The organism is Mesorhizobium sp. M7D.F.Ca.US.004.03.1.1 (assembly GCF_003998635.1).
In the GTDB taxonomy this organism is placed as follows: Bacteria; Pseudomonadota; Alphaproteobacteria; order Rhizobiales; family Rhizobiaceae; genus Mesorhizobium; species Mesorhizobium loti.
The window spans coordinates 1-25597 of record NZ_RZQG01000008.1 but is presented as its reverse complement, the minus strand read 5'-3'; the positions used below and the strand labels follow the sequence as shown (position 1 = coordinate 25597).

Here is a 25597-nt window from a genome sequence, read left to right as displayed (position 1 = left end):
GACAGGAATGAGCTTCCTCGGGCTCGGCGTGCGGCCGCCGACACCGAGCTGGGGCGCGATCCTCAATGACGGCTTCGCCAACATCCGCGATTCCTACTGGATCGTGATTGCCGGCGGCCTGCCGATCGTGCTGACGACGCTCGGCTTCACCTTCTTCGGCGAGACGCTGCGCGACCTCTTCGACCCCCGGCTGAAGGGACGCTCATGACGGTTCTCGAGGTCAAGAATCTGAGCGTCGCCTTCCACACCGAGAGCGGCCGGCTGGAGGCGCTGAAGCAGGTGAGTTTTTCCGTGCCGTCCAATCGCAGCGTCGGCGTGGTCGGCGAATCCGGCTGCGGGAAATCGACACTTATCAACGCCATTCTCGGCCTGCTTGCCGACAATGGCGAAATCACATCGGGCGAGATCGTCTTCGAGGGCGACAAGGACCTTGCCCGGCTCGACCCCACGGCGATGCGCGGCCTGCGCGGCTTGAGGATCGCCACCGTGTTCCAGGATCCGATGGGCGCGCTCAACCCGGTGCTTTCGGTGGGGCGGCAGATGCGCGACATCCAGTATCGTTCGAGCCTGTCGAAGCGGGACAAGGATGCGCGCTCGGTCGCCATGCTGCGCAAGGTGCGCATTCCAGATCCGGAAAGCCGGCTGACACAGTATCCGCACGAGTTCTCCGGCGGCATGAAGCAACGCATCGCCATCGCCATGGCGCTGATGATGGAGCCGGCGCTGCTGATCGCCGACGAACCGACGACGGCGCTCGATGCGACGCTGGAGGTGGCCACCATCGAACTGCTCAAGGATCTGCAGCGCGACATCGGCTGCTCGGTGCTGTTCATCTCGCACCATCTGGGGGTGATCGCCGAACTCTGCGACGAGATGATCGTGATGTATGCCGGCGAAGTGGTGGAGAGCGGCACGACGCGCGAAATCTTTAACGACGCCCGCCATCCCTACACGCAGAAGCTGCTGGCCTGCGATCCCGCGCGTCTGTCGCAGCGTGTGCCCCGCCTGCCGACCATTGCCGGGACCTTGCCGGACCTGCGCCGCCGGCCAAGCGGCTGCGTCTTCCAGCCGCGCTGCGATCGTGCCGACGCCCAATGCCTGACGACGCCTCCCAACGCCCCTATCGGCGGATCTCATATCGCCCATTGCTGGCACGCGGACGTTTCCCTGGGGGCGATGAGCGCATGAGCGAAGACCTGCTCCGTGTCAGCGATCTGCGCGTCTCGTTCCGGGTCGGCGGCCTGTCCGCCAGGCTCGCGGGGCGGGCCACCGAAATCGAAGCGGTCTCAGGCGTCAGCTTCACCCTTCAACGAGGCAGCACCTTCGCGCTGGTCGGCGAATCCGGCTCGGGCAAAACGACGCTGGCGCGCACGCTCAACGGTCTGCAGCCCGTGAGAGCGGGCACGATCCTGTTTGAAGGGCAGGAACTGCAAGGCCTGTCCAACGCCGCCCTGAAGCCGGTGCGGCGGCGCATGCCGATGATGTTCCAGGATCCGGTCGGATCGCTGTCGCCACGGCTCAGCGTGCGGTCGCTGCTGTCGGAGCCTTTCGTCATTCACGGCCTGTCGGATCGCGATCTGAGCGCCGAAGTCACACGGCTTCTTGCGCTGGTCGGGCTGCCGCGAGATTTCGCCGACCGCTACCCGCACCAGCTTTCCGGCGGCCAGGCGCGCCGCGTCGGCGTGGCGCGGGCGATCGCGCTGGACCCCGTGCTGGTCGTCGCCGACGAGCCGACCGCCGGCCTCGACGTCTCCGTGCAGGGAGAGGTGCTGAACCTGCTCAACGATCTGCGCGACCGCATGGGCCTGTCGATGCTGATCATCACCCACAATCTGCACGTCGTGCGGCAGATCGCCGACCGCATGGCGGTGATGTATCTCGGACGCTTCGTCGAGCAGGGCGAAACCGAGGCGATCTTCCGCGCCCCGCACCATCCCTATACGGCAGCACTTCTGTCAGCCAATCCCGAGCCGGACCCAGATCGGGTTCATCAGCGCATCACGCTGCCGGCTGACGTTCCCTCCTTGCTGGCGCGCCCTTCAGGCTGCGAATTCCACACACGCTGCCCGCAGGCCCAGGGCCGTTGCGCGGTGGATGTCCCTGCCCCGGTCGCGGTCGGCAACAGCCGCCTGACCTGCCATTTCCCGTTGAACACGTAAGGATCGTCACTGGCGCAAGTGTCGGCCGGGGCGTTGAGAGGAGCCGTCATGCAAGATATCCGCGTCGTCACCGATTTCCCGCGAAAAATCCGCGAGATCGAGAATTTGTGGATTCCGATGCCGGACGGCGTCAAGCTGGCGGCGCGTGTCTGGCTGCCGGAAGACGCGGAGGCCGACCCGGTGCCGGCGATCCTCGAATATCTGCCCTACCGCAAGCGCGACGGAACGGTGGAGCGCGATGCGCTGACGCATCCCTATTTCGCCGGTCACGGCTATGCCGGCGTGCGGGTCGACATGCGCGGTTCGGGTGACAGCGAAGGGCTGTGCAAGGGTGAGTATCTGAAGCAGGAGCAGGATGACTGCCTGGCGGTCATCGAATGGCTGGCCCGGCAATCCTGGTGCTCGGGAAGCGTCGGCATGATCGGCATCAGCTGGGGCGGCTTCAACGGGCTGCAGGTCGCCGCCCGCCGACCGCCGGCGCTGAAAGCCGTCGTTTCGCTGTGCTCGACCGACGACCGCTATAATGACGACGTGCATTATCTCGGCGGCGCCATGATGTGCGACAATCTGATGTGGGGAACCACCGCCTGGGCGATCGCCATGACCCCGCCGGATCCACTCATCGTCGGCGACCGCTGGCGCGATCTTTGGGAGCAACGGCTTAACGGCAATGGCATCTGGATGCAGGACTGGTTCGAACACCAGCGCCGCGACGATTTCTACAGGCACGGTTCGATCTGCGAGGATTATTCCGACGTCGAAATCCCGGTCTATGCCGTGGGCGGCTGGGCCGACGGCTACCCCAATCCGATCTTCCGGATGCTGGAAAAGCTAAGCGGTCCCCGCAAAGGGCTGATCGGACCCTGGGGCCACAAATATCCGCACTTCGCCATGCCAGGGCCGCGCATCGGCTTCCTGCAGGAGTGCCTGCGCTGGTGGGATCAGTATCTCAAGGGCATCGACACCGGCATTGCCGACGAGCCGATGCTGCGTGCCTGGATCCAGGACCCCGCAAGGCCGGCAGCGATCTACGACGAGCGACCCGGTCGCTGGGTCGCGGAACCGTCGTGGCCGGGGCCCGGCGTCGGCGAAAAGGTGCTGAACCTTGCCCCGCATGTGCTGAGCGAGGCCAGGGGCGAAGATACGATCCTGGAGATTTCGTCGCCGCAGACAGCCGGCCTGTCTTCCGGCGCCTGGTGCGGCTATGGCGTGATGCCGACCTTGCCTGTCGACCAGCGCACGGAAGAAGGCAATGCCCTGATCTTCGAGACGGCGCCCTTGACCGAAGCGGTCGAGATCCTTGGCTTCCCCGAATTCGAGGTCAGGCTGGCCTCCGACAAGCCCGTCGCGCTCCTCTCCGCCACTCTGTCGCAGGTGTTCGCGGACGGTGCTGCCGCGCGCGTCAGCTACGGCATCCTCAACCTCAGCCACCGCAACGGCGATCTGGACATCGCGCCCATGGTGCCGGGCCAGGCGGAGACGGTCCGCATCAAGCTGCGCTGCTGCGGGCAGCGTTTCGAGGTCGGCGAGCGTATCCGGCTGGCATTGGCGACATCCCACTGGCCGATCGTCTTCCCGACCGCCGAGCAGGCGATGTTGTCGATCCATTGCGGCGACAGCCGGCTGATCCTGCCGGTGCGCCCACCGCAGCCGCTGGACGACACGCTGGCGGCCTTCCCCGGCCCGGAAAGCGCCAGGCCGATGGAGCAAGAGGTGCTGGCCAAGGGCGACGGCTTCCAGCGCTCGGTGTCGACGGACCAGGTCACTGGCGAAACCGTCTATCAAGTGGTCAATGATGGCGGCACGGTGCTGCATCCGCATACCGGAATGGTCCTTTCGGCGAGGCACGTCGACCGGTTCACCATCCACCCGGACGATCCGAATTCGGCGGTTGGTACCTGCACCTGGGACAAGTCCTATGGCCGTGGCGACTGGCAGGCGCGGCTTTCGGTAAAGGCGACGGTGCACGCGCTGCGCGATGTCTGGCGGATCGAGACCCACATCACGGCCCATGATGGCGATGAATTGATCGTCGACCGTGCCGAGGTCAGGGAGTATCCGCGCGACCTCAACTGAGAGCGGCAGCGGGGCTGGCGATCAAAGCCCGCGATGGCGAACAAATCATTCTCGCGGGCAATATCGCTCTTGAAGGCGCGGCGCTGCATTCCTAACTGTCTCGTGCGGGCCGGGCCCCTCTGACTGTCGCTTTTGGCGATTGTGATGTCGGACCGCTTTAACGGGCCCGTTTCCATTCTTTCGGTCAAGCGGGCTCATTCCTTTGGTTTGGAGCCCCATATGACATCTTCCCTCCTTGGTATGGTTTGCCCTTCCTGCCGCGTCGCGCTCGTGATGAGCGAGCGCCAGGGTATTGAGATCGATTACTGTCCGCAGTGCCGCGGCGTCTGGCTTGATCGAGGCGAACTCGACAAGATCATCGAGCGTTCCGGCAGAGAGGCTTTGCCCGCGCCGCAGCCACAACCGGCAGCATTCTCCCCGCCGCAACATGGCCAGGGCCGCGATGACGATTATTCCCGCTCGCAGGGCCACCGCTATCCGAAGCGGAAGAAATCATTCTTCGAAGAGTTGTTCGATTGACCGCACGCCCGGCGCCCGTGCCGGCGTTTGCTGAAAATTCCCGAAAACCACACCGATAAAGGTCATCCCCGATGATGTCTCGCACCAGCCGATTTGCCGCCCTCTTTGCCGGACTGTTCCTGGCATTCTCGATGGTCGCGATGGATCATGCCGAGGCCCGTCGCGGCGGCAGTTTCGGCAGTCGCGGCACGCGTACGTTCCAATCGGCACCGCCGACCAGAACCGCGCCAGCGCCGACCGCTCCGGTCGAGCGTTCGATGACGCCCAACACCGGTGTGAACAACGCGGCCCGGCAGCCGCAGGCCGGCCTGCAGAGGCCCGGCTTCATGAGCGGCTTCGGTGGAACAATGATGCGCGGCCTGCTGCTCGGCGGCCTGATCGGCCTGCTTGTGGGCCAAGGCTTCGGCGGTCTGGCCGGCATGTTCGGCTTCGTGCTTCAGGCGCTGCTCATCGGTGGCGCAATCATGCTGGCTATCAGGTTCTTCCGGTCGCAATCTGCGCGAGGCCCTGCGCCTGCGCTCGCCGGTGCCGGCAATGCCCAGGCTTCGCGATTTGAGAACCGCTCAACGGCACAGCAGCAGACTGCAGGCTCCTTCACAATTCCCGGCTTTGGCGGCGGTTCAAGCGGAGGCTCTCCGGCCGCCGCCTCTGAGGAGATCACGCTGGCTCAGACCGACCTGGACGCATTCCAGCAGCTGTTGACTGATGTCCAGGAGGCATTCGGACGCGAAGACCATGCCGCTCTGCGCCGGGCGACGACGCCCGAAATGGTGTCCTACCTGTCCGAAGAGCTGGCCGATAATGCCCAGAAAGGCCTCAGGAACGAGGTTACGGACATCACCTTGCTGCAGGCCGACGTCGCGGAAAGCTGGCGCGAAGATGACCGCGACTACGCCACGGCCGCATTGCGCTACGAGTCTCGTGACGTGACGCGCGAACGGACCAGCGGCAAGGTCGTCGCAGGCGGCGAGGATCATCCGACAGAGACGACAGAGTTGTGGACATTCGTGCGTGAGAATGGCTCGAACTGGAAGCTGTCGGCAATACAACAGGCTTGAGCCCGGCCGATTTTGCCCGAGGCTTCGATGCGGATGTGGTTGCGGTCGTTCAGCGCACGATCTTGACGCACATCGGCGTGCCGATCTCGATGGCGCGCCCGGTGTCGGTCAGCATGCCGCTATCGGCGTCGCGGGCAAAGATCGAGATGCGGTCGGCATTCTGGTTGGCCGAGAACAGATGGCCGCCTGACGGCGTCAGCGCCAGGTTGCGCGGCGTCGCACCCCCGCAAGGGACATAGCCGACGAGGCTGAGCGCGCCGGTGTTCTGGTCGACCGCCATGACGACGACGCTGTCGTGGCCACGGTTGGAGCCGTAGACAAAACGGCCATCCGGCGCGATCTGGATATCGGCGCAGTGGTTGCTGTCGCGCGCCTCGGCTGGCACCGCCGGCTTGGCATCGATGAACGAGAGCTTGCCGGTGGCTTCGTCCAGCGCCATCGACACGATGGTCGAATCCAGTTCGTTCATGACGAAGACAAAGCGGCCGTTCGGATGCAAAGCGAGATGGCGTGGACCGGCGCCGAGCGGCAAAGCGGATTCGGCTGATTTGCTCAGACTGCCATCGCGCCCGATACGGTAGGACACCAGCCGGTCAATGCCGAGGTCGGCGACGATGGCCATGCCACCGGCGATGGTTTCGGTGACGCTGTGGGCATGCGAGCGCTCCTGCCGTGCCGTATTCAGGCCGGTGCCGGAATGCGAAACGCTGGCCAGCGGCGCCGACAGCGCGCCATTGTTGTCGAAGCCATAGACAGCCACCGCGCGATCCGGGCCACCCTCGCCCATGCCGTAGTTTGCGACCAACAATTTCGTGCCGTCGCGGGTGATGGTGTTGTGGGCGGTGATGCTGCCCAGCGACGGCTGCTTGTTCAGATAAATGAGCGTCCCCGAAGCTCTATCGAAGCTGTAGGCCGAGACGGTGCCCTCGCGCCAGGTGAACACTTCCGAATTGGCGTAGATATGCGAGCCGTCCGGCGTCACCGACAGGAAGGTCGGGTTGTCGACGTCATTGGTCTCGGCCAGTTTTCGTGTTTCCAGCGTCGTCCCGTCAAAGCTGTAGACGCCGAGACCGATGCCCCGCGCGCCCTGAAAATATGGCGCCTCGCGGTTCAGGCTGCCGACAAAGACCAGACAATCCTTGCGCATGATTTCCTCCCCTGCCCGCCAGCGCTTCGGCGCGCGGTAGCAGCCAAAATTTCGCCTGTTCATGCTTGCAACGCAACCCCATATGTGAAAATACTATTTACAAAAGAAGATTGACGGGAGGAAACGTCTTGCATTTCGACGCCTTGATGCGTTTTCCGACAGCTGTGACGTGCTCAACGCCGAGCTGGCGGAGCCAGCCATGAACGATTTTGCGCCCACCGTCGGCGTCGCCTCGACGCACCCAAAAAACATGCCCGAAGAACACGCCGCGCTGCCAGTGTGGAATGCCGAGAACTGGTTCTACGAGGACTGGCCGATCGGCCAGAAAATCCGCTCGTTGCGGCGCACGATGGCCGAGGGCGACAGCCACCTTTTCAACACGCTGGTGCTCGACATCCACCCTTACGTGCAGGATCAGATGTTTGCCGAGAGCGAAGGCATTTTCGGCAAACGGCTGATTGCCGGCGCCTTCGTCTTCTCGGCTGGGCTGGGGCTGGTCGCCACCAATTGCGTCAACGCCTTTTCCTACGGCTACGACAGACTGCGCTTCATAAAACCTGTCTTCATTGGCGACACGATCTATTCGATCCGCTCCAACCTCGACAAGAAGCCCCGCTACAAGGAGATGGGGCTGATCCGCGCCAGCTATGAGGTGTTCAAGGGCGAAGGCGAGCTCGTTCTCTATTGCGAGCATCTGCAGACGGTGAAGTACCGCAACCCGGCCGACTTCGTCGGCATGACGGAGAAATAGCATGCCGGCAGCAGCCGAATTGCCGCTCGCCGGTCTCCTCGTCGTCGACATGAGCCAGTTCCTGTCCGGGCCCTATTGCTCGCTCAGGCTGCTCGATCTCGGCGCCCGCGTCATCAAGATCGAACGTCCGGATGGCGGCGACCTGTCGCGCCGGCTCTATCTCAGCGACACCGAGATCGGCGGCGATTCCACCATCTTCCATGCGATCAACCGGGCCAAGGAAAGCCTCGCCATAGACCTCAAGAACGAGGCGGATCTCAAGGTGCTGCGCGGCCTGCTGGCCAAGGCCGACGTGCTGATCCAGAATTTCCGGCCGGGCGTCATCGAACGGCTCGGCTTGGACTACAAGGCCGTCCGCAAGATCAACCCGCGGCTGGTCTATGCCTCGATCAGCGGCTATGGCGAGGATGGTCCGTGGGTCAAACGTCCGGGCCAGGACCTGCTGGCACAGTCGCGCTCAGGCGTGATGTGGCTGAACGGCGATGAGGACCAGGGGCCGGTGCCGTTCGGCCTTGCCATCGGCGACATGCTGGCGGGTGCCGCCTGCGCGCAAGGCATACTGGCCGCACTGGTGCGGCGCGGGATCACCGGTCAGGGCAGCCATATCGAAACCAGCCTGCTGGAAGCGCTGGTCGATTTCCAATTCGAGGTGCTGACCACGCATCTCAATGACGGCCGCCGCCTGCCCAAGCGCTCGAGCTTCCGCAGCGCGCATGCCTATCTGTCGGCGCCTTACGGTGTCTACCCGGCCAAGGATGGTTATCTCGCCATCGCCATGACGCCGATCCCCAAACTGGCCGATCTGCTGTCACTCGGCGAACTCGCACCCTATCGCGACAAGCCTGCGTCGTGGTTCACCGCGCGCGACGACATCAAGGCGATCATCGCACAAAGGATCGCCACCAAGACCATCGACGAATGGCTTGCCGTCCTGGAGCCCGCCGACATCTGGTGCGCAAAGGTGCTGACCTGGCCGGAAATGCTGGCAAGCGAGGGCTTCCAGTCGCTTGACATGCTGCAGACCGTGACGCGCGAGGATGACGTGTCGATCCTCACCACCAGTTCGCCGCTCAGGGTTGATGGCATCAGAGCCAAGGTCGATCGGGCAGCACCACGCATCGGTGAGCACAGTGCGGCAATCCGCGAGGAGTTCGGCCTGTGAGCTCGCCCACGCTCAAGGGCATGACCTGGAGCCACCCGCGCGGCTACGATCCGATGGTCGCCTGCTCGGCGCTGTGGCAGCAGAAGACCGGCGTCGTGATCGAATGGGACAAGCGCTCGCTGCAGGATTTCGAATCCTTTCCGGTCGAAGAACTGGCGCGCGCCTATGATCTCATCGTCATCGACCATCCGCATGTCGGCCAGATCACGGCGGAGCGCTGCCTCGAGCCGCTGGATATAGCCGGCCGCGAGGCTGAGCGCGCAGCCCTTGCCTCTGGCAGCGTCGGCCAATCCTATCCGAGCTACAACTGGCGGGGACGGCAATGGGCCTTCCCGATCGACGCGGCGACACAGGTCCAGGCCTGGCGGCCGGATGCGCTCGATGCGCCGCCTGCGCGCTGGAGCGAGGTGCTCGATCTCGCTCGACAAGGCGGTGTGCTGCTGCCGTTGCGGCCGCCGCATGTGCTGATGGTGTTCTACACGCTTGCGGGCAATCTCGGCCATCCCTGCGCAACTGATCCGTCCGGCGATCTCATCGACGCCGACGCCGGTAGCGAAGTGTTTGAAGTGATGCGCGAGATTGCGGCGCTGGTCGAACCGGCCTGTTTCGAGATGGATCCGATCGCTGTCTCGGAGCGCATGGCGGAGGCCGATTCCAGGATCATCTGCGCGCCGCTGATCTATGGCTATGTCTCCTATGCGGCGGCTGGTTTTCGTCAGAACCGGCTGGCTTTTGCGGACATTCCGGTGATCGGTTCCGGCGGCCCGATCGGTTCGGCGCTCGGCGGCACCGGCATAGCCGTATCAGCCCTTTCCAAAGCCAGAGATGCCGCGATCGACTTCGCCTATTGGGTCGCGAGCGGCGATGTCCAGCGCGGGCCCTATGCCACCGCCGGCGGCCAACCCGGCCATGCCGCCGCCTGGGAGGACCAGGCTGTCAATGAAGCGACCGGCAATTTCTACCGGGATACGCGCGCGACGCTGGAAGGCGCATGGGTGCGGCCGCGCCATGACGGCTACATGGCGTTCCAGCAGGTGGCGTCCGACCGCATCCTGTCGGGCATGACCTCCCGGCACAAAGCCGCCGAGGTCGTTGCCGATCTCAATCGCCTGTTCCGGGAGAGTTTTCCGACACCTGGCGCTGCCTGAAAGGCGTGAGCGAACCCGGCTAGTCAAGCCGCCACAGTTTGCGGGCATTCCCGGACAGCAGCCTGTCGCGCTCGGCAATGCTGCAACCGACAAGCAGCGCATGGGTCGCCGCCGCCCAGGTCGACAGGCCGCCGCCGAGCGTGCAGACCGGCCAGTCACTGCCCCAGACAAGGCGGTCCCAGCCGAACGCACCGATTGTGTGCTCGACATAGGGCCGCAGCGTCTCGGCCGTCCAGCTGCCGGCATCGGCATAGGCGACGACACCGGAAATCTTGGCCACCACATTCGGGCGGCGGGCGATCTCGCTCATGTGTTCGCGCCACGGATGTTCGCCGTTGCCCTTGATGTCGGGGACGCCGCAATGGTCGAGGACGAACTGCACATCGGGCGCCAGATCGGCCAGCGCAATTGCCTTTGGAATCTGGTGCGGCAGCACGACGAGATCGAAGGTCAGGCCGGTGCCGCCAAGCCGCTTGATGTTGTCGCGAAACAGTGCGCCTTCCGAAAGCTCGTCGGGCACGACATGGAGGACGCGGCGAAAGCCTTTGACGAATGGGTTTGCTCGCTGCCTTTCGAGATAGGCCGGAAAGTCGGCCTCTTCCGGCCGGCAGGATGCGATCACCCCGGCCAGCATGCTGCCAGGCTGCCGTGACAGTCCTTCGACACGAGCGGTCTCGGCCTCGATGTCTGCCGGATCGACATCGACTTCCATATGCAGCACGCGCTCGACGCCGACACGCTGCGCCTCCACGGCGTAGTCCTCATAGGAGAAATCACGGTTGAGCGACGGCACGCCGGCGAGCCAGGGGTAGCGCAGGGCCGAGCGATCGATGAGATGCAGATGGGTGTCGATGATCATGGCTGGCTTCCTCCTCCGGGCTTTTCAAATCATCTCACGGAGGAATTCTTCATTCAAATAAGAATTTATGCCGATGAGCCGACTGCAGAGCCGGCGAGGTGCGACAGCTTCTCAGCCGTGACCAGCAGCAGCTCGATGGTCCTTGTGATGTCGGGCGCCGAAGGCGCGTTGACGACGGTGATGTAGGGAATCGACAGCGCGGCGATCGCCTTGCCGTCGGAACTGCGCACCGGGGCGGAGAGGTTGAAGACGCCGGCGGTCTGCATCGAGGCCATCATCTCGTAACCGCGGTCGCGGATCTGGTCGAGACGGGTGAAGAACTCGGCCGATTGCGCCGTCTTGTCGGTGCTGCGGACGTGTTCGGAAATCATCATCTGCCGCTCTTCCGGCGAACGGAAGGCGAGCAGCACATGCCCCGACCCGGTGTCGAACAGACTGATATGCGAGCCGACCCGGATCGATATGCCCCAATAGTTCGGCGCCTCTTGCTGACCGATGACGACAGCAGAACCGCGATCAAAAACAACGAGTTGGTTGGCCTGCTGCGAAGTCTCTGCCAGTTCGCGCATCAGTGGCGTGGCGTAGGAAACCAGCCGCCGCACCGGGGCATGCAATTGCGCCAGGCCGAACAGCTTGAGCGTCAGCGAATAGCGGTCGCCGTCGAGCCTGGTGACGTAGCCGCGGCGCACCAGCCGGTCGAGCATGCGGTAGAATTCGTTGGGGCTGCGGTCGAGTTTCTTGGCAATTTCGGCCTGCGTCAGACCACCGTCAACGCCCGCCAGCAGTTCAAGGATGTCGAGCCCCTTGTCGAGCGCCGGCGCGCGATAGCGCTCGTCTTCGCTGTCGTCCATGGCTCATCCCTCCAGTGAATTTCACCCTTCATATACGCAGGAACACACCCGGCGGAAACAAATTTCGCCTTGACGTATCCGTGAATGTTTTGTTTGTATATGAATGTAGCACTTCTTGTCATCAGACGAGTTGCGGTCGCCGCTGAGGCGCACCAAGGGAGGATACCAATGAACAGACTGCTTTCCGGCGTGTGCGCCGGTGCATTGTTGCTTGCGTCAGGCGCAGGCGCTGCCCTTGCCGGCGACCTGCCCGGCAAGTTCGAAGGCGTGACCGTCGACGTGAAGCTGATCGGCGGCCAGCAATATGAAAAACTCTACGAGCGCATTCCCGAATGGGAAAAGGCGACCGGCGCCAAGGTCAACATCCTGACCAAGAAGAACGGCTTCGACATCGACAAGGAGCTGAAGTCCGACATCGCCTCGGGCAGCACCAACTGGTGCGTCGGCTGGAACCATTCGTCGTTCGCGCCGCAATATACGGGCCTCTACACCGATCTCAGCAAATTGCTGCCCAAGGCAGAGATCGACGCCTTTGTGCCGTCGACCATCAAGTCGGCAACGATCGACGGCAAGCTGGAGATGCTGCCGCGCGCCCAGTTCGACGTTTCGGCGCTCTACTACCAGAAGAGCCTGTACGAGAACGCCGACAACAAGACCAAGTTCAAGGCGAAATACGGCTATGACCTGGTGCCGCCGGACACCTGGAAGGAAGTCACCGACCAGGCCGAGTTCTTCGCCAATCCGCCCAATTTCTACGGCACGCAATTCGCCGGCAAGGAAGAGGCGATCAACGGCCGCTTCTACGAGATGGTCGTCGCCGAAGGCGGCGAGTACCTCGACAAGGACGGCAAGCCGGTCTTCAATTCCGAGGCTGGCATCCGGGCGCTTGACTGGTTCGTCAACCTCTACAAGGCCAAGGCCGTGCCGGCCGGCACCACCAACTACCTCTGGGACGATCTCGGCCAGGGCTTTGCTTCGGGTACCGTCGCCATCAATCTCGACTGGCCGGGCTGGGCAGGCTTCTTCAACGATCCGAAGTCGTCGAAGGTCGCAGGCAATGTCGGCGTCAAGGTCGCGCCGAAGGGCTCGTCCGGCAAGCGCACCGGCTGGTCCGGTTTCCATGGCTTCTCGGTGACCGAGAACTGCCCCAACAAGGAGGCCGCGGCTTCCCTGGTGTGGTGGCTGACCAACGAAGACAGCCAGAAGCTCGAGGCCGCCGCGGGTCCGCTGCCAACCCGCACCGCGGTCTGGGACTGGGACCTGAAGCAGGCCGAAAACGATCCCTACAAGAAGGAGGTTCTTACCGCCTTCCAGGAAGAGGCCAAGCACGCCTTTGCGGTGCCGCAGACGCCTGAATGGATCGAGATATCGAACGCCGTCTATCCCGAATTGCAGGCGGCGATCCTCGGCGACAAGACGTCGAAGCAGGCACTGGATGAAGCAGCCGCCAAGGCGACGCAAATCCTCCAGGACGCCGGCAAGCTCTAGCAACGGCTCTCAAGGAGCCGCCTCCCCCATCAGCAATGGGGGAGGCGATCGCGTTTCGCGGGATGCCAGCGGTTTACGCTAATCCTTCGCCCCCGGCCCAAGCACCGCCATCCAAATGCAAACACCTCAAGGATTCTGATGAAGGGCTTCAAGCCATCCGCGCCATTCCTGCTGCTGCTTCCGGCCATGATCGTGCTGGCAGCGGTTGTCGTTGTGCCGTTGCTGTTGTCCCTTTACTCCAGCTTCACGCCTTTCCGCCTGACCAAGCCCGAGACATTCTACGTCTTCATCGGCATCCGGAACTATCTTTCGATCCTGTCCAACACCGATTTCTGGTGGGCCTTCGGCCGCACGGTGCTGCTGCTGACCATTGCCCTCAATCTCGAAATGCTGCTTGGCCTTGGCCTCGCCATGCTGGTCGAGAAGGCGACGCGCGGCCAGCGCATCCTGCGCACGCTGATGATGTTTCCGATGATGTTCTCGCCGATCCTGGTCGGCTTCCAATTCAAGTTCATGTTCAACGACAATATCGGCCTGGTGAACAATGCGCTGCAATCACTCGGCATCACCAGGGATGCCATACCGTGGCTGATCGAGGGCCATCTTGCCTTCATCGCCATTTCGATCGCCGAGATCTGGTCGTCGACCGCGATCTTCGCCATCCTGATCCTCGCCGGTCTGCTCGCCATGCCCAAGGAGCCGATCGAGGCGGCGCGCGTCGACGGCTGCACGCCGTGGCAAACGTTCCGCTATGTGACGTGGCCGTTCGTCATGCCCTTCGCCTACATCGCCATGACCATCCGTTCGCTCGACGTGGCGCGCGCCTATGACATCGTCAAGATCATGACCGATGGCGGACCGGCGGGCCGCACCGAACTGCTTTGGACCCTGGTGGCGCGCACCGCCTACAGCGACGGGCGCATGGGCATGGCCAACGCCATGGCCTATTTCTCGATCCTGCTGTCGATCGCCTTCACGGTCTACTTCTTCAACAAGCTCGCCGCGGCGCGCACGCAGATCGGCGCGGAGTGGTGAAGATGGACGAGAATTCTTCCGCCCGCCTGAAGCGCCGGCTGTTGGGCGTCGTCTATCGCATCGGCCTGTTCCTGGCGATGCTGACGATCTGCCTGCCGGGTCTGTGGATCGTCATCTCGTCGCTGCGGCCGACGGTCGAGATCATGGCCAAGCCGCCGGTGTGGATCCCGCAGGAGATTTCGTTCGACGCCTATGTCGCGATGTTCAGCGGTATCGGCAAGGGCGGCATCCCGGTGATCGAATACTTCCGCAACTCGCTGATCATCTCGGTGACCTCGACGGTCATTGCGGTGGCCATCGGCATGGCCGGCGGCTATGCCTTCGCGCGCTACCGCTTCCGCGGCAAGTCGAGCGTGTTCCTTGGCCTGATGCTGACGCGCACGGTGCCCGGCATTGCGCTCTCGCTGCCTCTGTTCTTCCTCTATGTGCGGCTCGGCATCATCGACACGCATTTCGGACTGATCCTTGCCTATGTCGCGCTCAACGTGCCGTTCACGATCTGGCTGATCGACGGCTTCTTCCGCCAGGTGCCCAAGGACCTCGCGGAAGCGGCGCAGATCGACGGCTGCACGCGCTGGCAGGCGTTCTGGCAGGTCGAGTTCCCGCTTGCCGGGCCGGGCATCGCTTCCGCAGCGATCTTTGCCTTCCTGACCTGCTGGAACGAATTCGCGCTGGCCTCGCAACTGACCCGCTCGGTGAGCGCCAAGACGCTGCCGGTCGGCCTGCTCGACTACACCGCCGAGTTCACCATCGACTGGCGCGGCATGTGCGCGCTCGCCGTGGTGATGATCATTCCGGCGCTCACCCTCACCTACATCGTCCAGAAACACCTTGTCGGCGGCCTGACCTCCGGCGCGGTGAAAGGCTGATCCAATGGCAACCGTTACCCTCACCAAGCTGACCAAGCGCTACGGCACTGTCGGGATCGTACACGGCATCGATCTCGACATTGCTGACCGCGAGTTTATTGCGCTGGTCGGCCCATCCGGCTGCGGCAAGTCGACGACGCTGCGCATGATCGCCGGGCTGGAAGAGATCAGCGCCGGCTCGATCGAGATCGGCGGGCGCGTCGTCAACGACCTGCCGCCACGCTCGCGCAACATCTCGATGGTGTTCCAGTCCTACGCACTCTACCCACACATGACGGTGCGCGAGAATCTCGGCTTCTCCCTGAAGATCGCGGGTGCTGCCAAGGAAGACATGGAGCGCCGTGTTGCCGAGGCCTCGGCCATCCTCGGCCTCGACACGCTGCTCGACCGTCGTCCGTCGCAACTGTCGGGCGGCCAGCGCCAGCGCGTCGCCATGGGCCGCGCCATCGTGCGCGACCCGGACGTGTTCCTGTTCGACGAGCCGCTGTCCAACCTCGACGCCAAATTGCGCACGCAGATGCGCACCGAGATCAAGAAACTGCACGCCAAGGTGCAGTCGACGGTGATCTACGTCACCCATGACCAGGTCGAGGCGATGACGCTCGCCGACCGCATCGTGATCATGCGCGACGGCCATATCGAACAGGTCGGCACGCCCGACGAGGTGTTCCGGCGGCCGGCGACCCGCTTCGTCGCGGGCTTCATCGGCTCACCGCCGATGAACCTGCATGAGGCGACGATCGATGACGGCCAGATGGTTTTCGCCAGCGGCGAAAAGCTGCCCCTGCCCGGCCAGTTCAAGGCCAATGTCGCGACCGGCGACAAGATCGTGTTCGGGCTGCGGCCCGACGACATCTATCCAACCGGCCATGGCATCAGTTCCGGAGGTGCCGCCGATGTCCACCAGATCGGACTGCCGATCACGGTGACCGAACCGCTCGGCAACGAGACGCTGGTGTTCGTCGAATTCAACGGTACGGACTGGGTGTCGCGCATGCTGAACCCGAGGCCATTGAGGCCGGGCGAACGGGTCGCCATGAGCCTCGACATGTCGCAGGCGCATCTGTTTGCCACCGAGACCGGAAAGACGTTGCGGAGCTGATCGACATGGCCAGAATCGAGAAAGTCGAGCTGCGGATGGTGGACCTTGTGCCCAAGGTCAAGCGCACCGACGCCATCCAAAGCTTCGTCAGCCAGGAAACGCCTATCGTCACCATCACCGATTCCGACGGCGCGGTCGGCACCGGCTACAGCTATACGATCGGCACCGGCGGTTCGTCGGTGATGCGGCTCTTGTCCGACCATCTGGTGCCGCGCCTGATCGGCCGCGATCCCGACATGATCGAGGCGATCTGGCACGATCTCGAATTCGCCACGCATGCCACGACCATCGGCGCGATCACAGCTATCGCCATCGCGGCGATCGATACAGCACTTTGGGACCTGCGGGCGAAGAAGCAAAACCTGCCGCTGTGGAAACTGGCCGGCGGCGCCAAGGACCGCTGCCCGCTCTACACGACCGAAGGCGGCTGGCTGCACATCGAGACGCAGGCGCTGGTCGACGACGCGCTGGCCGCAAAGGCCAAGGGTTTTCGCGGTTCGAAAGTGAAGATCGGCAGGCCGCACGGGTCGGAGGATCTTGCCCGCCTGTCGGCGGTGCGCAAGGCGGTCGGCGACGGCTACGAAATCATGACCGACGCCAATCAGGGGTTTTCAGTCGACGAGGCGATCCGGCGCGCGGCGAGGCTGCGTGAGCTCGACCTCGCCTGGATCGAGGAGCCGCTGCCGGCCGACGATATTGACGGGCATGTGCGCCTGTCGAACTCGACGCCGACGCCGATCGCGATTGGCGAGTCGCTCTATTCCATCCGTCACTTCCGCGAATACATGCAGAAAGGCGCTTGCTCGATCGTGCAGGTCGATGTCGGCCGCATCGGCGGCATCACGCCCTGGCTCAAGATCGCGCATGCGGCGGAAGCCTTCGACATTCCGGTCTGTCCGCATTTCCTGATGGAGCTGCATGTCAGCCTGACTTGCGCTGTTCAGAACGGCCGATATGTCGAGTACATTCCGCAGCTCGACCAGTTGACCGGCAAGCATATGCGCATAGAGGATGGGCACGCGCTGGCGCCCGACGAACCGGGCATCGGCATCGACTGGGACTGGGATGCGGTCAAGGCTATGAGCATCGCCGAATTCACCACGGCGATCACCAAATAAGGGAACTGATATGCAGCGGATGGGTATGGTTTTGGGGCTGAAGCCGGAAAAGGTCGATGAGTATGTCCGGCTCCATGCCGCCGTCTGGCCCGACGTGCTGACCATGATCTCGGCCTGCAACATCAAGAACTATTCGATCTACCTGAAGCGGCCGGAGAACCTGCTGTTTTCCTATTTTGAATACCACGGCACCGACTATGCCGCCGACATGGCCAAGATGGCGGCCGACCCGAAGACGCAGGAATGGTGGGCCGTCTGCATGCCTTGCCAGGAGCCGCTGGCGACCCGCAAGGAAGGCGAATGGTGGGCTGAGATGGATGAGGTCTTCCACCATGACTGAAGGCGGTTTCGACCCTGCCTTGCTCGTTCAATCCTGGCCAAAACCCTCAAACCCCCGGCCGATCGTCACCTTCGGTGCGGGATCGATCGTCGGCGACGCGCATTTCCCAGCCTACCGGAAGGCCGGCTTTCCGGTCGCCGGCCTCTACGATCCGGATCATGCTCGGGCTGAAAAACTGGCCAACCAATGGGGTGTGACAGCCTTTCGCTCAGTTGAGGAAGCGACTGCCGTCGAGGATGCGATCTTCGACCTCGCGACGCCGCCGTCGCGCCATGCCGATGTGCTGAAGGCACTGCCGGACGGCGCGGTGGCGCTGATCCAGAAACCGATGGGCAGCAACCTTGCCGAGGCGACCACGATCCTCGAGATCTGCCGTGCCAGGAAGCTGCACGCGGCGGTCAACTTCCAGTTGCGCTTCGCGCCGATGATGCTGGCGCTCAAGGACGCGATCGCCAAGGGCTGGCTCGGCGAGATCGTCGACTTCGACGCCTGGCTGGCGCTGGCGACGCCGTGGGAGCTGTGGGAGTTCCTGCTCAAGGCGCCACGCGTCGAGATCGCCATGCATTCGATCCACTATCTCGACCTGATCCGGCAGTTGCTCGGCGACCCCAAGGGCGTGCACGCCAAGACGCTCGGCCACCCCAGCCACGCGGTGGCGCAGACGCGCACCAGCGCCATTCTCGACTATGGCGACACCGTGCGCTGCGCACTGTCGATCAATCACGACCACAAGTTCGGCCGCCGGCATCAGGCCTGCGAGTTCCGCATCTGCGGCACCGAGGGCGCCGCCTATCTCAAGCTGGGTCTCAATCTCGACTATCCCACAGGCGAACCGGATATTCTGGAGATCCATCCGAAAGGCGGGACGGACTGGATCGCGGTGCCCTTGGCCGGCGAGTGGTTTCCCGACGCCTTCGTCGGCCGCATGGCCAATGTCCAGCGGTTTGCAGCCGGAGAAGATGCTACGCTGATCAGTCCGGTCGAGGATGCGTGGAGCACGATGGCGCTGGTCGAGGCCGCCTATAAATCGAGTGCGGCGCCGGCGACGTCGATCGCGGAAAGGCCATGATGGAACAGATCCAGTATTTCGAGGACTACGAGATCGGCTCGTCGCGCCTCACCAGCGGCCGCACCATCACCGAGACCGACTTCATCGTCCATGCCGGCCACACCGGCGATTTCTTCCCGCATCACATGGACGCCGAATTCATGAAGACGACGCCGTTCGGCCAGCGCATTGCCCACGGCACGCTCGTGTTCTCGGTCGGCATCGGCCTGACGGCAACCATCGTCAATCCCGTCGCCTTTTCCTACGGCTATGACCGGCTGCGTTTCATCAAGCCGGTGTTCATCGGCGACACGATCCGCACGCGCACCACCATCGCGGCCAAGGAGGACGATCCTAAGCGGCCTGGTTCAGGGCGGGTGATCGAGCGCTGCGAGGTGATCAACCAGCGCGGCGAAGTGGTGCTCGTGGCCGACCACATCTACATCGTCGATCGCAGGCCGGCGCAGGGCTGAAGCCATCGCTATGCCTTTTGAGCCGACCTAGGATTTTCGCGACAGGCCATCTTCCCTGATCGCGCTAACCAGCGTCTCGCTTCCTTCGCGAAGATGCTGCCTCAGAATGCTTATGGCCTTGTCGCCGTCGCGCCGCCGGCAGGCGGCCAGCAGGTCGCGGTGCTCCGTCTGCGAGCGGTTGCGATAGTCCAGGTTCGACAGCAGGATGCGGACGTAGCGATCGGCCGCATTGTGGTGCGCCTCGATCAGGCCGAGCAATCGATGGTTGCCGCAGGCATCGTAGAGAGCCAGATGAAAGGCACGGTTCAGTGCCCCCCATCGGCCGACATTGCGCTCGGCGTCGATCTGATCGAGCACCTGTTCCGCCTCGTCGAGCTTCGCGCCGGCAAGGCCGGGTACCGAGAGCCGGAGCGCCTCGCTTTCGAGCAGCTCGCGCAGCGCATAGATTTCGCTGATCTCGGCGCTGTCCATCCGGGCGACCTGCGCGCCCTTGGTCGGGTGGATGGAAACAATGCCCTCGGCTTCCAGCTGGCGCAGGGCATCACGAATGGGCATCCGGCTGAAGCCGAACTGCTCGGCCAGTTCGTCCTGGCGCAGCGGCGTGCCTGCCTTGATGGTTCCATTGGCAATCGCTTCGCGCAGGACATTCGCGACCTGCTCGGCCACGGTCCGCGGCCCCTGCATCACGCTTTCCGCAAATCCTTGCAATCGATGCTCCCGTTCACGTGGTACCAGCCTAATGGAAAACCGCCTTTGTGGATATAAGTATGCCCGTATACATCCGGCATCATTTGCGAGAATTTCCTGCCCGAACATGGCCACTAACCTGCACGCCGTCCTCGGCACGCAAATACAGGAAGCCGGGGATGGACAGCAGCGGTATGACCGCGGTCAGCAGGAACACCTGGTGAAAGCGTTCCGGTGTCACGATGTGGGTTTCTCCTGCGACCAGACCCAGCACCATGGCGGCGATCGAAACGCCGAGGGAAACGCTAAGCTGCTGCAGGACGCCGCCGAGGCTGGTGGCGCGGCTGAGCTTGTCGGCCGGCAGGTCGGCATAGGACAGCGTGTTGGAGGTCATGAATTGCGCCGACCGGATGATCCCGAAGACAAAGACGTAGAGGCCGATCATCCAGTGCGGCGTATCGGCCTCGATCGAGGCGAAGCCCGCCACCGCGGCTGAGCCGACCACCGCGCTGCCGATCAGCACGACATTGAAGCCGAAGCGCCGCAACAGCGGCGACAGCAGCGGCCGGATGAGCAAGGCGCCGAAGCTGCCGACGAATGTCAGCGAGCCTGATGTGACCGGGCTCATGCCGAAGCCGACCTGCAGCATCAGCGGCAACAGGAAAGGCACGCCGTTGAGGCCAACGCGGCACAGACCGCCTGCCAGCGTGCCGACCCAGAACGAGCGAAATCGAAACAACGTCAGATCGACGGCCGGCGCGACGACGCGGCGTGCATAGCGCCCGAAGGCGAGCAGCAGCAGGATCGCCGCGGCCAGCACCAGCAGTGTCGCCGAAACAGGGACGATCGGCCGGCCGATGCTCTCCAGTCCGAACTGCAGCAGGGCCACGCCGCAGCCCACCATCAGGAACCCGGCGAAGTCGAAGCGTTGCACCGCCTCCTCGCGAAAATCGTCGACGAAGCGCAGCGCCGCCAGAATGCCAAGGCAGCCGAAAGGCACGTTGACATAGAATATCCAGCGCCACGACGCATAGGTGGTCAGCAGGCCACCAAGCAGCGGCCCGAACACAGGCCCCATGATGGCGGGCAAGGTCATGTAGGTCATGGCGGTGATCAGCCCGCTGCGCGGAAAGCTGCGCAGCAGGATCAGCCGGCCGACCGGCGTCATCATGGCGCCGCCCAGCCCTTGCAAAGCGCGCATCGCCAGCAGCATGCCGAAACTGTTGGCCATGCCGCAAAGCGCCGAACCAAGGGTGAAGGTGAAAAGTGCCAGCGCGAACACTCTTCGTGCGCCGAACCTGTCGGCGAACCAGCCGCTGACGGGAATGAACACGGCCAGCGTCAGAATGTAGGTGGTGATCGCCAGGTTCAGCCTGACCGGCGTCGTGTCGAGGCTGCGCGCGATGGCTGGGATCGCGGTGGTGATGATCGTGGAATCGAGCTGCTCCATCAGAAAGGCGATGGCGACGATGATCGGAATAATCAGTCTCAGCCTCGGGTCGCGCTCGGTGGCAAATTGAGGCTGTTCCAATGCTGTGGCCGATTCCGTCATGCAGGCGGCTGCTCTATCCCAAAGGCAGGATCGCCTTCTGTGCGGCAAGCCAGCCGAGGCCTGATCACACGGCCAGTCTTATGGTCCGACAAATGGGCAAGCGGTAGTCATTTCCTCTGTGATGGAAGTCAACAAATCTTGACTACCAATCCGGTGGAGAGGAGATCGGCAAAGTCAGCGGCGATCGGCGTCCGAACTGCCGTCGCCTGAAGGTGCATTTGCGTTCAGCGCGCGCCCATCCCGATTTCGTGAAGGAACGTGTCGAGTGAGAGGCCGTTTTCTTCCCCATCTATGTCTCGCATGTACAGGGGGCATCCTCATGAATCCATTTTCCTCCCGTCAGCCGCCGAAGCGCGGTTCCGCGACGCCCTTGATGCCAAGACCGGTGATGGCAAACAGGCTGCCGCGCAAGACGCCGTCTCCGGGAAAACGCGGCAGCGGCGGCTTGGCCATCGAGGTCACGTAGAGGATATCGAGCTTCGGTCCGCCGAACATGACGCTGGTGATCTTCTTGACCGGCATGTCGATGACGCGGTCGATGCTGCCATCCGGCGCGTAGCGCACCAGCCTTCCATCATAGACCAGCGCGTTCCACAGATAGCCCTCGGCATCGACGGTCGAGCCGTCAGCCGCACCACCCCGGCTGGTGTCGACGCCCACGAAAGTGCGCCGGTTAGTGGCGGCGCCGGTGGCGATATCATAGTCGTAGGCCCAGATCTCGCCGGTCCAGGTGTCGGCGAAATAGAAGGTGCGGTCGTCGGGGCTCCAGCATGGGCCGTTGGAACAGATGATGCCGGAATCGATCCGGGTGACGGAGAAATCCGGATCGAGCCTGTAGAGACCGCCGGACGGCCCCTCTTCCATCGTATCCATGGAGCCGGCGAAGAAACGGCCGCGTCGGTCGACCTTGCCGTCGTTGAGCCGGTTCATCGGCTTGTCCGGCTCGGGATCGTGGATCAGCGTTACATCGCCGGTGGCAAAATCGAGCAAATGGAAGCCGCGCTGCAGCGACACCACGGCGCCGCTGCCATCCTTGCGCAATGCCATCGAGCCGATCTTCATCGGCACGTCCCACGACCGGATCTCGCGTCCGTCGGCGGTCGCCCGGAACACCCGTCCGTCGAAACTGTCGATCCAGTACAGGCGCTCCTGTTCGACGTCCCACAGCGGTCCTTCGCCCAATGTGGTCTTCACATCCACCACGACTTCGATCTTCATGCTGTCCTCCTCGATATTGGCGCCACGCAGCGATTGGTCAGGCCGCGTCAGAAAGCGACCTTGTCGCCGCCTTTCAATGACAAGATCTCGCGCGCCTCGTCGGGCGTCGCCACTTCCATGCCGAGCCCCTCGATGATCTTGCGGGCCAGCAAGACCTGCTCGGCGTTCGATTTGGCAAGCTTGCCCTTGCCCGCCCACAGACTGTCCTCCAGCCCGACGCGGATGTTGCCGCCAAGCGCCGCCGATTGCGCGGCGATGCGAAGCTGGCTGGCGCCGGCGCCGAGCACCGACCAGCGGAACTGGTCGCCGAACAGCCGGTCGGCGGTGCGCTTCATATGGGCGACGTCTTCGGGATGCGTGCCGATGCCGCCCAGCAGCCCGAACACCGACTGCACGAAGAAAGGCGGCTTCACCAGCCCGCGGTCGGCAAAGTGGGAAAGGTTGTAGAGATGGGCGATGTCGTAGCACTCGAACTCGAAGCGCGTGCCATTGTCGTAGCAGGTCGCCAGAATGTACTCGATGTCCTTGAACGAGTTGCGGAAGACGAGGTCGCGCGTCGCTTCCAGATGCGGCTTTTCCCAGTCGAATTTGAAGGTCTCGTATTTGTCGGCCAAGTGATAGAGCCCGAAATTGATCGAGCCCATGTTGAGCGAGGCGACTTCCGGTTTGAACTGGGCGGCCGGCCGCACACGCTCCTCCACCTTCATGTAGGGACTGCCGCCGGTGGTGATGTTGATGGCGGCGTTGGTGCCTTGCTTGACGCGCGGCAGGAAGCGGGCGAAGGCCTCGGGCGTCTGGTCCGGCTTGCCGGTTTCCGGGTCGCGGGCATGCAGATGCAGGATCGCGGCGCCGGCTTCGGCCGCGGCGATCGCCTCCGAGGCGATCTGGTCCGGCGTGATCGGCAGATAGGGCGACATGGTCGGCGTGTGGATGGCGCCCGTCACCGCGCAGGTGATGATGACCTTGCCCTTTGTCTGCGCAGCACCTGGCTTGCGGCTCGTTTCGATCATTGTCCATACTCCTGGTCCGATTTTTTCTTGTGCGCCGCCAGCGCCATCAGCCGGCGGTCGCGCCACACCTGCCGCTCGCCGAGGTTTTCGCGCGGCAGGCGTTCGCGGCGGTCGGCTTCGACTGTTTTCATCACCTCGCCCGCCCAGTCGACCCGGCGCAGCATCTGCGGGAAAATGTTCGAATAGATCGACTGGTAGCGCTCGACATAGTCGCGCACGCCGCCGGGCGCATTGAGATCGATGGTCTCGAACGGACCCATGAAAGACCAGCGCAGCGCCAGCCCGTCGCGGATGCCGATATCGACATCCTCGACGCTGGCGTAGCCGTCGGCGACAAGCCGGAAAGCCTCCTCCAGCAATGCGCCTTGCAGGCGGTTCATGATGAAGCCGTCAAGCTCGCGCTTCATCACCAACGGCGCGTGACCGGCGTCGATGAGGAAGGCGCGGGTCCTTTCCAGCGTGTCAGCAGATGTCCACGGTGCCGGCACGACCTCAGCCGCCGGAATGAGATAGGGCGGATTGATCGGATGCACGACCAGACAGCGGTGCCGACCTTGCAGATGGTCGGTGAATTTCGACGGCAACAGCGCCGAGGTGGAACTGGCGATGATTGTTTGCGGATCGGCAAGCCTGTCGATCAGCGAGAACACCTCCCGTTTCACTTCAAGGCTTTCGGGCGTGTTCTCCTGGACGTGGACCGCACCGGCCAGCGCCTCTGCCAGCTCGGCGACAATGGCGATCCGGCCGAGCACGGTGTCGACGGACTGACCGCGCAGCAGGTCGTTTGCGGCAAGATCGCCTAGCACGCCGGCAATGTAGTCGCGGGCGCCGCCTGTGGCAGTGGGCGACTGGTCCCACATGCGCACATCATGGCCGGCGCGGGCAAAGCTGATCGCCCAGGCCCGGCCGATGAACCCGCTTCCGACGATCGCGACATTGGCCATGGATTGTTCCTCAAAGTGTTTCGACGTTGCCGTCGACGCCGAGCGACTGGCCGGAAATGTTGATGCCCGCATCGGAGAGCAGGAAGGCGACCATCGCGGCGACATCATAGGGGCTGGTCATGCGGCGCAGCGAGATGTTCTGCAGATAGCGATCCGTCATTTCTTCGTGGCTGATGCCGACCTGCTTGGCGCGCGCCGAGATGACACCTTCGATGCGCGGTCCCTCGATGATGCCGGGCAGGATGGCGTTGACCCTGATGCCATGCGGCCCAAGCTCCTTGGCGAGACTCTGCGTGAAACCGATGACACCGAACTTGGCCGCCGAATAGGGCGTGCGGAAGGCGTAGCCATGGCGGCCGGCCGCCGACGACATCGAGACGATCGAGCCGCCGCCCGCCGCCTTGATCAGCGGCACGGCGCGGCGGGCGCACAAGAACTGGCCGGTCAGGCAGATGTCGATGCAGCGCCGCCAGTCGGCCGGATCGATCTCGTCGACGCCGCCGGTCGGCCCGGCAATGCCGGCATTGTTGATCAGCGCATCGAGCCCGCCGAGTTCTTTCTCGACCGCCTCGAACAGCCGGTCGACGTCCTCTTCCCGCGATACGTCGGCCTTCACAGCGGCGACCAGATCGAGCTTGCCGGGAGCAGCGGCCAGCGCCTCGTCGGAAACGTCGCAGACGACGATGCGGGCGCCGAGCCGCGACAGCGTGTCGGCTATGGCAAAACCGATGCCGCCCGCGCCTGCCGTCACCAGCACGCGCTGGCCTTTCAGCCCAGCCAGAAATTCGTCCGCTGATGCGGGTGCCTTTGTGCTCATGGTCCAGTCCTTCTTATTGCAGCCGCCGTTCGCGCAACGCCATGACGGCGCCCAGAACGACCAGCCCGTAAAGAATTGCCCTCGTGGCGTAGGGAAGCGTGGTGCCGGCCAGCAGCATCTGCAATGCCGTCAGCAACAATACGCCGCCGAGCATGCCGAGATAGTG

General features: G+C 63.6%; 25 protein-coding genes and 1 pseudogene. 17 read left to right on the top strand and 9 right to left on the bottom strand.

Annotated elements, in window-relative coordinates:
- The 6 genes and pseudogenes from EN935_RS01425 to EN935_RS01400 form a co-directional block, all read left to right on the top strand.
- Positions 1–208 (top strand): annotated as a pseudogene (locus tag EN935_RS01425) (ABC transporter permease); the annotation flags it as partial.
- Positions 205–1188: an ABC transporter ATP-binding protein gene (locus EN935_RS01420; RefSeq protein WP_127373133.1), complete on the top strand. Its 984-nt coding sequence runs from the start codon at positions 205–207 to the stop codon at positions 1186–1188. The pseudogene EN935_RS01425 and the gene EN935_RS01420, both read left to right, overlap by 4 nt.
- The gene (locus EN935_RS01415; protein ID WP_127265996.1) at positions 1185–2159 is read left to right on the top strand and encodes an oligopeptide/dipeptide ABC transporter ATP-binding protein; all 975 of its coding nucleotides are present in this window, start codon (positions 1185–1187) and stop codon (positions 2157–2159) included. The genes EN935_RS01420 and EN935_RS01415 overlap by 4 nt, the downstream gene beginning before the upstream one ends.
- A 48-nt stretch (positions 2160–2207) precedes the next feature.
- The gene (locus EN935_RS01410; RefSeq protein WP_127265997.1) at positions 2208–4235 is read left to right on the top strand and encodes a CocE/NonD family hydrolase; all 2028 of its coding nucleotides are present in this window, start codon (positions 2208–2210) and stop codon (positions 4233–4235) included.
- 219 nt (positions 4236–4454) lie between these two features.
- Positions 4455–4754, top strand: a complete 300-nt coding sequence (locus tag EN935_RS01405; protein ID WP_127263420.1) for a zf-TFIIB domain-containing protein — start codon at positions 4455–4457, stop codon at positions 4752–4754.
- Between the two features lie 71 nt (positions 4755–4825).
- On the top strand, positions 4826–5812 hold the full coding sequence (locus EN935_RS01400) for a Tim44 domain-containing protein (RefSeq protein WP_127263418.1): 987 nt from the start codon (positions 4826–4828) through the stop codon (positions 5810–5812).
- Positions 5813–5861: 49 nt separating this feature from the next.
- On the opposite strand, the gene EN935_RS01395 is transcribed toward EN935_RS01400, so the two are convergent.
- Positions 5862–6959, bottom strand: a complete 1098-nt coding sequence (locus EN935_RS01395) for a lactonase family protein (RefSeq protein ID WP_127263416.1) — start codon at positions 6957–6959, stop codon at positions 5862–5864.
- Between the two features lie 199 nt (positions 6960–7158).
- Between EN935_RS01395 and EN935_RS01390 the strand changes: the two genes are divergently transcribed.
- Genes EN935_RS01390 through EN935_RS01380 form a run of 3 tightly spaced genes read left to right on the top strand, consistent with a single transcriptional unit; the run spans position 7159 to position 10020 of the window.
- Positions 7159–7710 carry a MaoC family dehydratase gene (locus tag EN935_RS01390; RefSeq protein WP_127263414.1) on the top strand — a complete coding sequence of 184 codons (552 nt, stop codon included), beginning with the start codon at positions 7159–7161 and terminating at the stop codon, positions 7708–7710.
- 1 nt (position 7711) lies between these two features.
- Entirely contained in the window at positions 7712–8872 is a 1161-nt protein-coding gene (locus EN935_RS01385; RefSeq protein ID WP_127263412.1) for a CaiB/BaiF CoA-transferase family protein, read from the top strand.
- 20 nt (positions 8873–8892) lie between these two features.
- Entirely contained in the window at positions 8893–10020 is a 1128-nt protein-coding gene (locus EN935_RS01380) for an extracellular solute-binding protein (RefSeq protein WP_206532367.1), read from the top strand.
- A 19-nt stretch (positions 10021–10039) separates the two neighbouring features.
- Here EN935_RS01380 and EN935_RS01375 read toward each other — a convergent pair whose 3' ends face one another.
- Both EN935_RS01375 and EN935_RS01370 read right to left on the bottom strand, forming a co-directional pair.
- Positions 10040–10879 (bottom strand): amidohydrolase, encoded by an 840-nt coding sequence (locus EN935_RS01375; RefSeq protein ID WP_127263408.1) that lies wholly within the window; start codon positions 10877–10879, stop codon positions 10040–10042.
- A 65-nt stretch (positions 10880–10944) separates the two neighbouring features.
- Positions 10945–11730 (bottom strand): IclR family transcriptional regulator, encoded by a 786-nt coding sequence (locus EN935_RS01370; RefSeq protein ID WP_109661711.1) that lies wholly within the window; start codon positions 11728–11730, stop codon positions 10945–10947.
- Positions 11731–11898: 168 nt separating this feature from the next.
- On the opposite strand from EN935_RS01370, the gene EN935_RS01365 reads away from it, so the two are divergent.
- From EN935_RS01365 to EN935_RS01330, 8 genes are all read left to right on the top strand, one after another.
- A complete protein-coding gene (locus EN935_RS01365) occupies positions 11899–13218 on the top strand; it encodes a sugar ABC transporter substrate-binding protein (protein ID WP_109661709.1) in 1320 nt (439 codons plus the stop codon).
- A gap of 138 nt (positions 13219–13356) precedes the next feature.
- Positions 13357–14253, top strand: coding sequence for a sugar ABC transporter permease (locus tag EN935_RS01360; protein ID WP_126068186.1), 897 nt, complete (start codon positions 13357–13359; stop codon positions 14251–14253).
- 2 nt (positions 14254–14255) lie between these two features.
- The gene (locus EN935_RS01355; RefSeq protein WP_107648637.1) at positions 14256–15122 is read left to right on the top strand and encodes a carbohydrate ABC transporter permease; all 867 of its coding nucleotides are present in this window, start codon (positions 14256–14258) and stop codon (positions 15120–15122) included.
- 4 nt (positions 15123–15126) lie between these two features.
- Positions 15127–16224, top strand: a complete 1098-nt coding sequence (ugpC, locus tag EN935_RS01350; RefSeq protein WP_127263406.1) for a sn-glycerol-3-phosphate ABC transporter ATP-binding protein UgpC — start codon at positions 15127–15129, stop codon at positions 16222–16224.
- Positions 16225–16229: 5 nt separating this feature from the next.
- Positions 16230–17342, top strand: coding sequence for a mandelate racemase/muconate lactonizing enzyme family protein (locus EN935_RS01345; protein WP_127263404.1), 1113 nt, complete (start codon positions 16230–16232; stop codon positions 17340–17342).
- Positions 17343–17352: 10 nt separating this feature from the next.
- Positions 17353–17682, top strand: a complete 330-nt coding sequence (locus EN935_RS01340; protein ID WP_127263402.1) for an L-rhamnose mutarotase — start codon at positions 17353–17355, stop codon at positions 17680–17682.
- Positions 17675–18751: a Gfo/Idh/MocA family oxidoreductase gene (locus EN935_RS01335; protein WP_127263400.1), complete on the top strand. Its 1077-nt coding sequence runs from the start codon at positions 17675–17677 to the stop codon at positions 18749–18751. Before EN935_RS01340 ends, EN935_RS01335 begins: the two co-directional genes overlap by 8 nt.
- Positions 18748–19203 (top strand): MaoC/PaaZ C-terminal domain-containing protein, encoded by a 456-nt coding sequence (locus EN935_RS01330; protein ID WP_164548631.1) that lies wholly within the window; start codon positions 18748–18750, stop codon positions 19201–19203. Before EN935_RS01335 ends, EN935_RS01330 begins: the two co-directional genes overlap by 4 nt.
- Before the next feature lie 27 nt (positions 19204–19230).
- On the opposite strand, the gene EN935_RS01325 is transcribed toward EN935_RS01330, so the two are convergent.
- The 6 genes from EN935_RS01325 to EN935_RS01300 all read right to left on the bottom strand — a co-directional run bounded on the left by EN935_RS01325 (position 19231) and on the right by EN935_RS01300 (position 25431).
- On the bottom strand, positions 19231–19887 hold the full coding sequence (locus EN935_RS01325; protein WP_109661693.1) for a GntR family transcriptional regulator: 657 nt from the start codon (positions 19885–19887) through the stop codon (positions 19231–19233).
- A gap of 103 nt (positions 19888–19990) precedes the next feature.
- Complete coding sequence (locus EN935_RS01320) at positions 19991–21442, bottom strand: DHA2 family efflux MFS transporter permease subunit (protein ID WP_127263398.1); 1452 nt, start codon at positions 21440–21442, stop codon at positions 19991–19993.
- 339 nt (positions 21443–21781) lie between these two features.
- A complete protein-coding gene (locus tag EN935_RS01315; protein ID WP_127263397.1) occupies positions 21782–22660 on the bottom strand; it encodes an SMP-30/gluconolactonase/LRE family protein in 879 nt (292 codons plus the stop codon).
- A 47-nt stretch (positions 22661–22707) separates the two neighbouring features.
- Positions 22708–23670 (bottom strand): 3-keto-5-aminohexanoate cleavage protein, encoded by a 963-nt coding sequence (locus EN935_RS01310; protein WP_127263395.1) that lies wholly within the window; start codon positions 23668–23670, stop codon positions 22708–22710.
- A complete protein-coding gene (locus tag EN935_RS01305) occupies positions 23667–24614 on the bottom strand; it encodes a 3-hydroxyacyl-CoA dehydrogenase (protein WP_127263393.1) in 948 nt (315 codons plus the stop codon). Before EN935_RS01305 ends, EN935_RS01310 begins: the two co-directional genes overlap by 4 nt.
- A 10-nt stretch (positions 24615–24624) precedes the next feature.
- The gene (locus EN935_RS01300; RefSeq protein WP_127263391.1) at positions 24625–25431 is read right to left on the bottom strand and encodes an SDR family oxidoreductase; all 807 of its coding nucleotides are present in this window, start codon (positions 25429–25431) and stop codon (positions 24625–24627) included.
- Between the last annotated feature and the right edge of the window lie 166 nt (positions 25432–25597).

Coding starts and splice junctions, on each gene's coding strand:
- EN935_RS01420 (WP_127373133.1), top strand. CDS start 205: ATGACGGTTCTCGAGGTCAAGAATCTGAGCGTCGCCTTCCACACCGAG.
- EN935_RS01415 (WP_127265996.1), top strand. CDS start 1,185: ATGAGCGAAGACCTGCTCCGTGTCAGCGATCTGCGCGTCTCGTTCCGG.
- EN935_RS01410 (WP_127265997.1), top strand. CDS start 2,208: ATGCAAGATATCCGCGTCGTCACCGATTTCCCGCGAAAAATCCGCGAG.
- EN935_RS01405 (WP_127263420.1), top strand. CDS start 4,455: ATGACATCTTCCCTCCTTGGTATGGTTTGCCCTTCCTGCCGCGTCGCG.
- EN935_RS01400 (WP_127263418.1), top strand. CDS start 4,826: ATGATGTCTCGCACCAGCCGATTTGCCGCCCTCTTTGCCGGACTGTTC.
- EN935_RS01395 (WP_127263416.1), bottom strand. CDS start 6,959: ATGCGCAAGGATTGTCTGGTCTTTGTCGGCAGCCTGAACCGCGAGGCG.
- EN935_RS01390 (WP_127263414.1), top strand. CDS start 7,159: ATGAACGATTTTGCGCCCACCGTCGGCGTCGCCTCGACGCACCCAAAA.
- EN935_RS01385 (WP_127263412.1), top strand. CDS start 7,712: ATGCCGGCAGCAGCCGAATTGCCGCTCGCCGGTCTCCTCGTCGTCGAC.
- EN935_RS01380 (WP_206532367.1), top strand. CDS start 8,893: ATGACCTGGAGCCACCCGCGCGGCTACGATCCGATGGTCGCCTGCTCG.
- EN935_RS01375 (WP_127263408.1), bottom strand. CDS start 10,879: ATGATCATCGACACCCATCTGCATCTCATCGATCGCTCGGCCCTGCGC.
- EN935_RS01370 (WP_109661711.1), bottom strand. CDS start 11,730: ATGGACGACAGCGAAGACGAGCGCTATCGCGCGCCGGCGCTCGACAAG.
- EN935_RS01365 (WP_109661709.1), top strand. CDS start 11,899: ATGAACAGACTGCTTTCCGGCGTGTGCGCCGGTGCATTGTTGCTTGCG.
- EN935_RS01360 (WP_126068186.1), top strand. CDS start 13,357: ATGAAGGGCTTCAAGCCATCCGCGCCATTCCTGCTGCTGCTTCCGGCC.
- EN935_RS01355 (WP_107648637.1), top strand. CDS start 14,256: ATGGACGAGAATTCTTCCGCCCGCCTGAAGCGCCGGCTGTTGGGCGTC.
- ugpC (WP_127263406.1), top strand. CDS start 15,127: ATGGCAACCGTTACCCTCACCAAGCTGACCAAGCGCTACGGCACTGTC.
- EN935_RS01345 (WP_127263404.1), top strand. CDS start 16,230: ATGGCCAGAATCGAGAAAGTCGAGCTGCGGATGGTGGACCTTGTGCCC.
- EN935_RS01340 (WP_127263402.1), top strand. CDS start 17,353: ATGCAGCGGATGGGTATGGTTTTGGGGCTGAAGCCGGAAAAGGTCGAT.
- EN935_RS01335 (WP_127263400.1), top strand. CDS start 17,675: ATGACTGAAGGCGGTTTCGACCCTGCCTTGCTCGTTCAATCCTGGCCA.
- EN935_RS01330 (WP_164548631.1), top strand. CDS start 18,748: ATGATGGAACAGATCCAGTATTTCGAGGACTACGAGATCGGCTCGTCG.
- EN935_RS01325 (WP_109661693.1), bottom strand. CDS start 19,887: ATGCAGGGGCCGCGGACCGTGGCCGAGCAGGTCGCGAATGTCCTGCGC.
- EN935_RS01320 (WP_127263398.1), bottom strand. CDS start 21,442: ATGACGGAATCGGCCACAGCATTGGAACAGCCTCAATTTGCCACCGAG.
- EN935_RS01315 (WP_127263397.1), bottom strand. CDS start 22,660: ATGAAGATCGAAGTCGTGGTGGATGTGAAGACCACATTGGGCGAAGGA.
- EN935_RS01310 (WP_127263395.1), bottom strand. CDS start 23,670: ATGATCGAAACGAGCCGCAAGCCAGGTGCTGCGCAGACAAAGGGCAAG.
- EN935_RS01305 (WP_127263393.1), bottom strand. CDS start 24,614: ATGGCCAATGTCGCGATCGTCGGAAGCGGGTTCATCGGCCGGGCCTGG.
- EN935_RS01300 (WP_127263391.1), bottom strand. CDS start 25,431: ATGAGCACAAAGGCACCCGCATCAGCGGACGAATTTCTGGCTGGGCTG.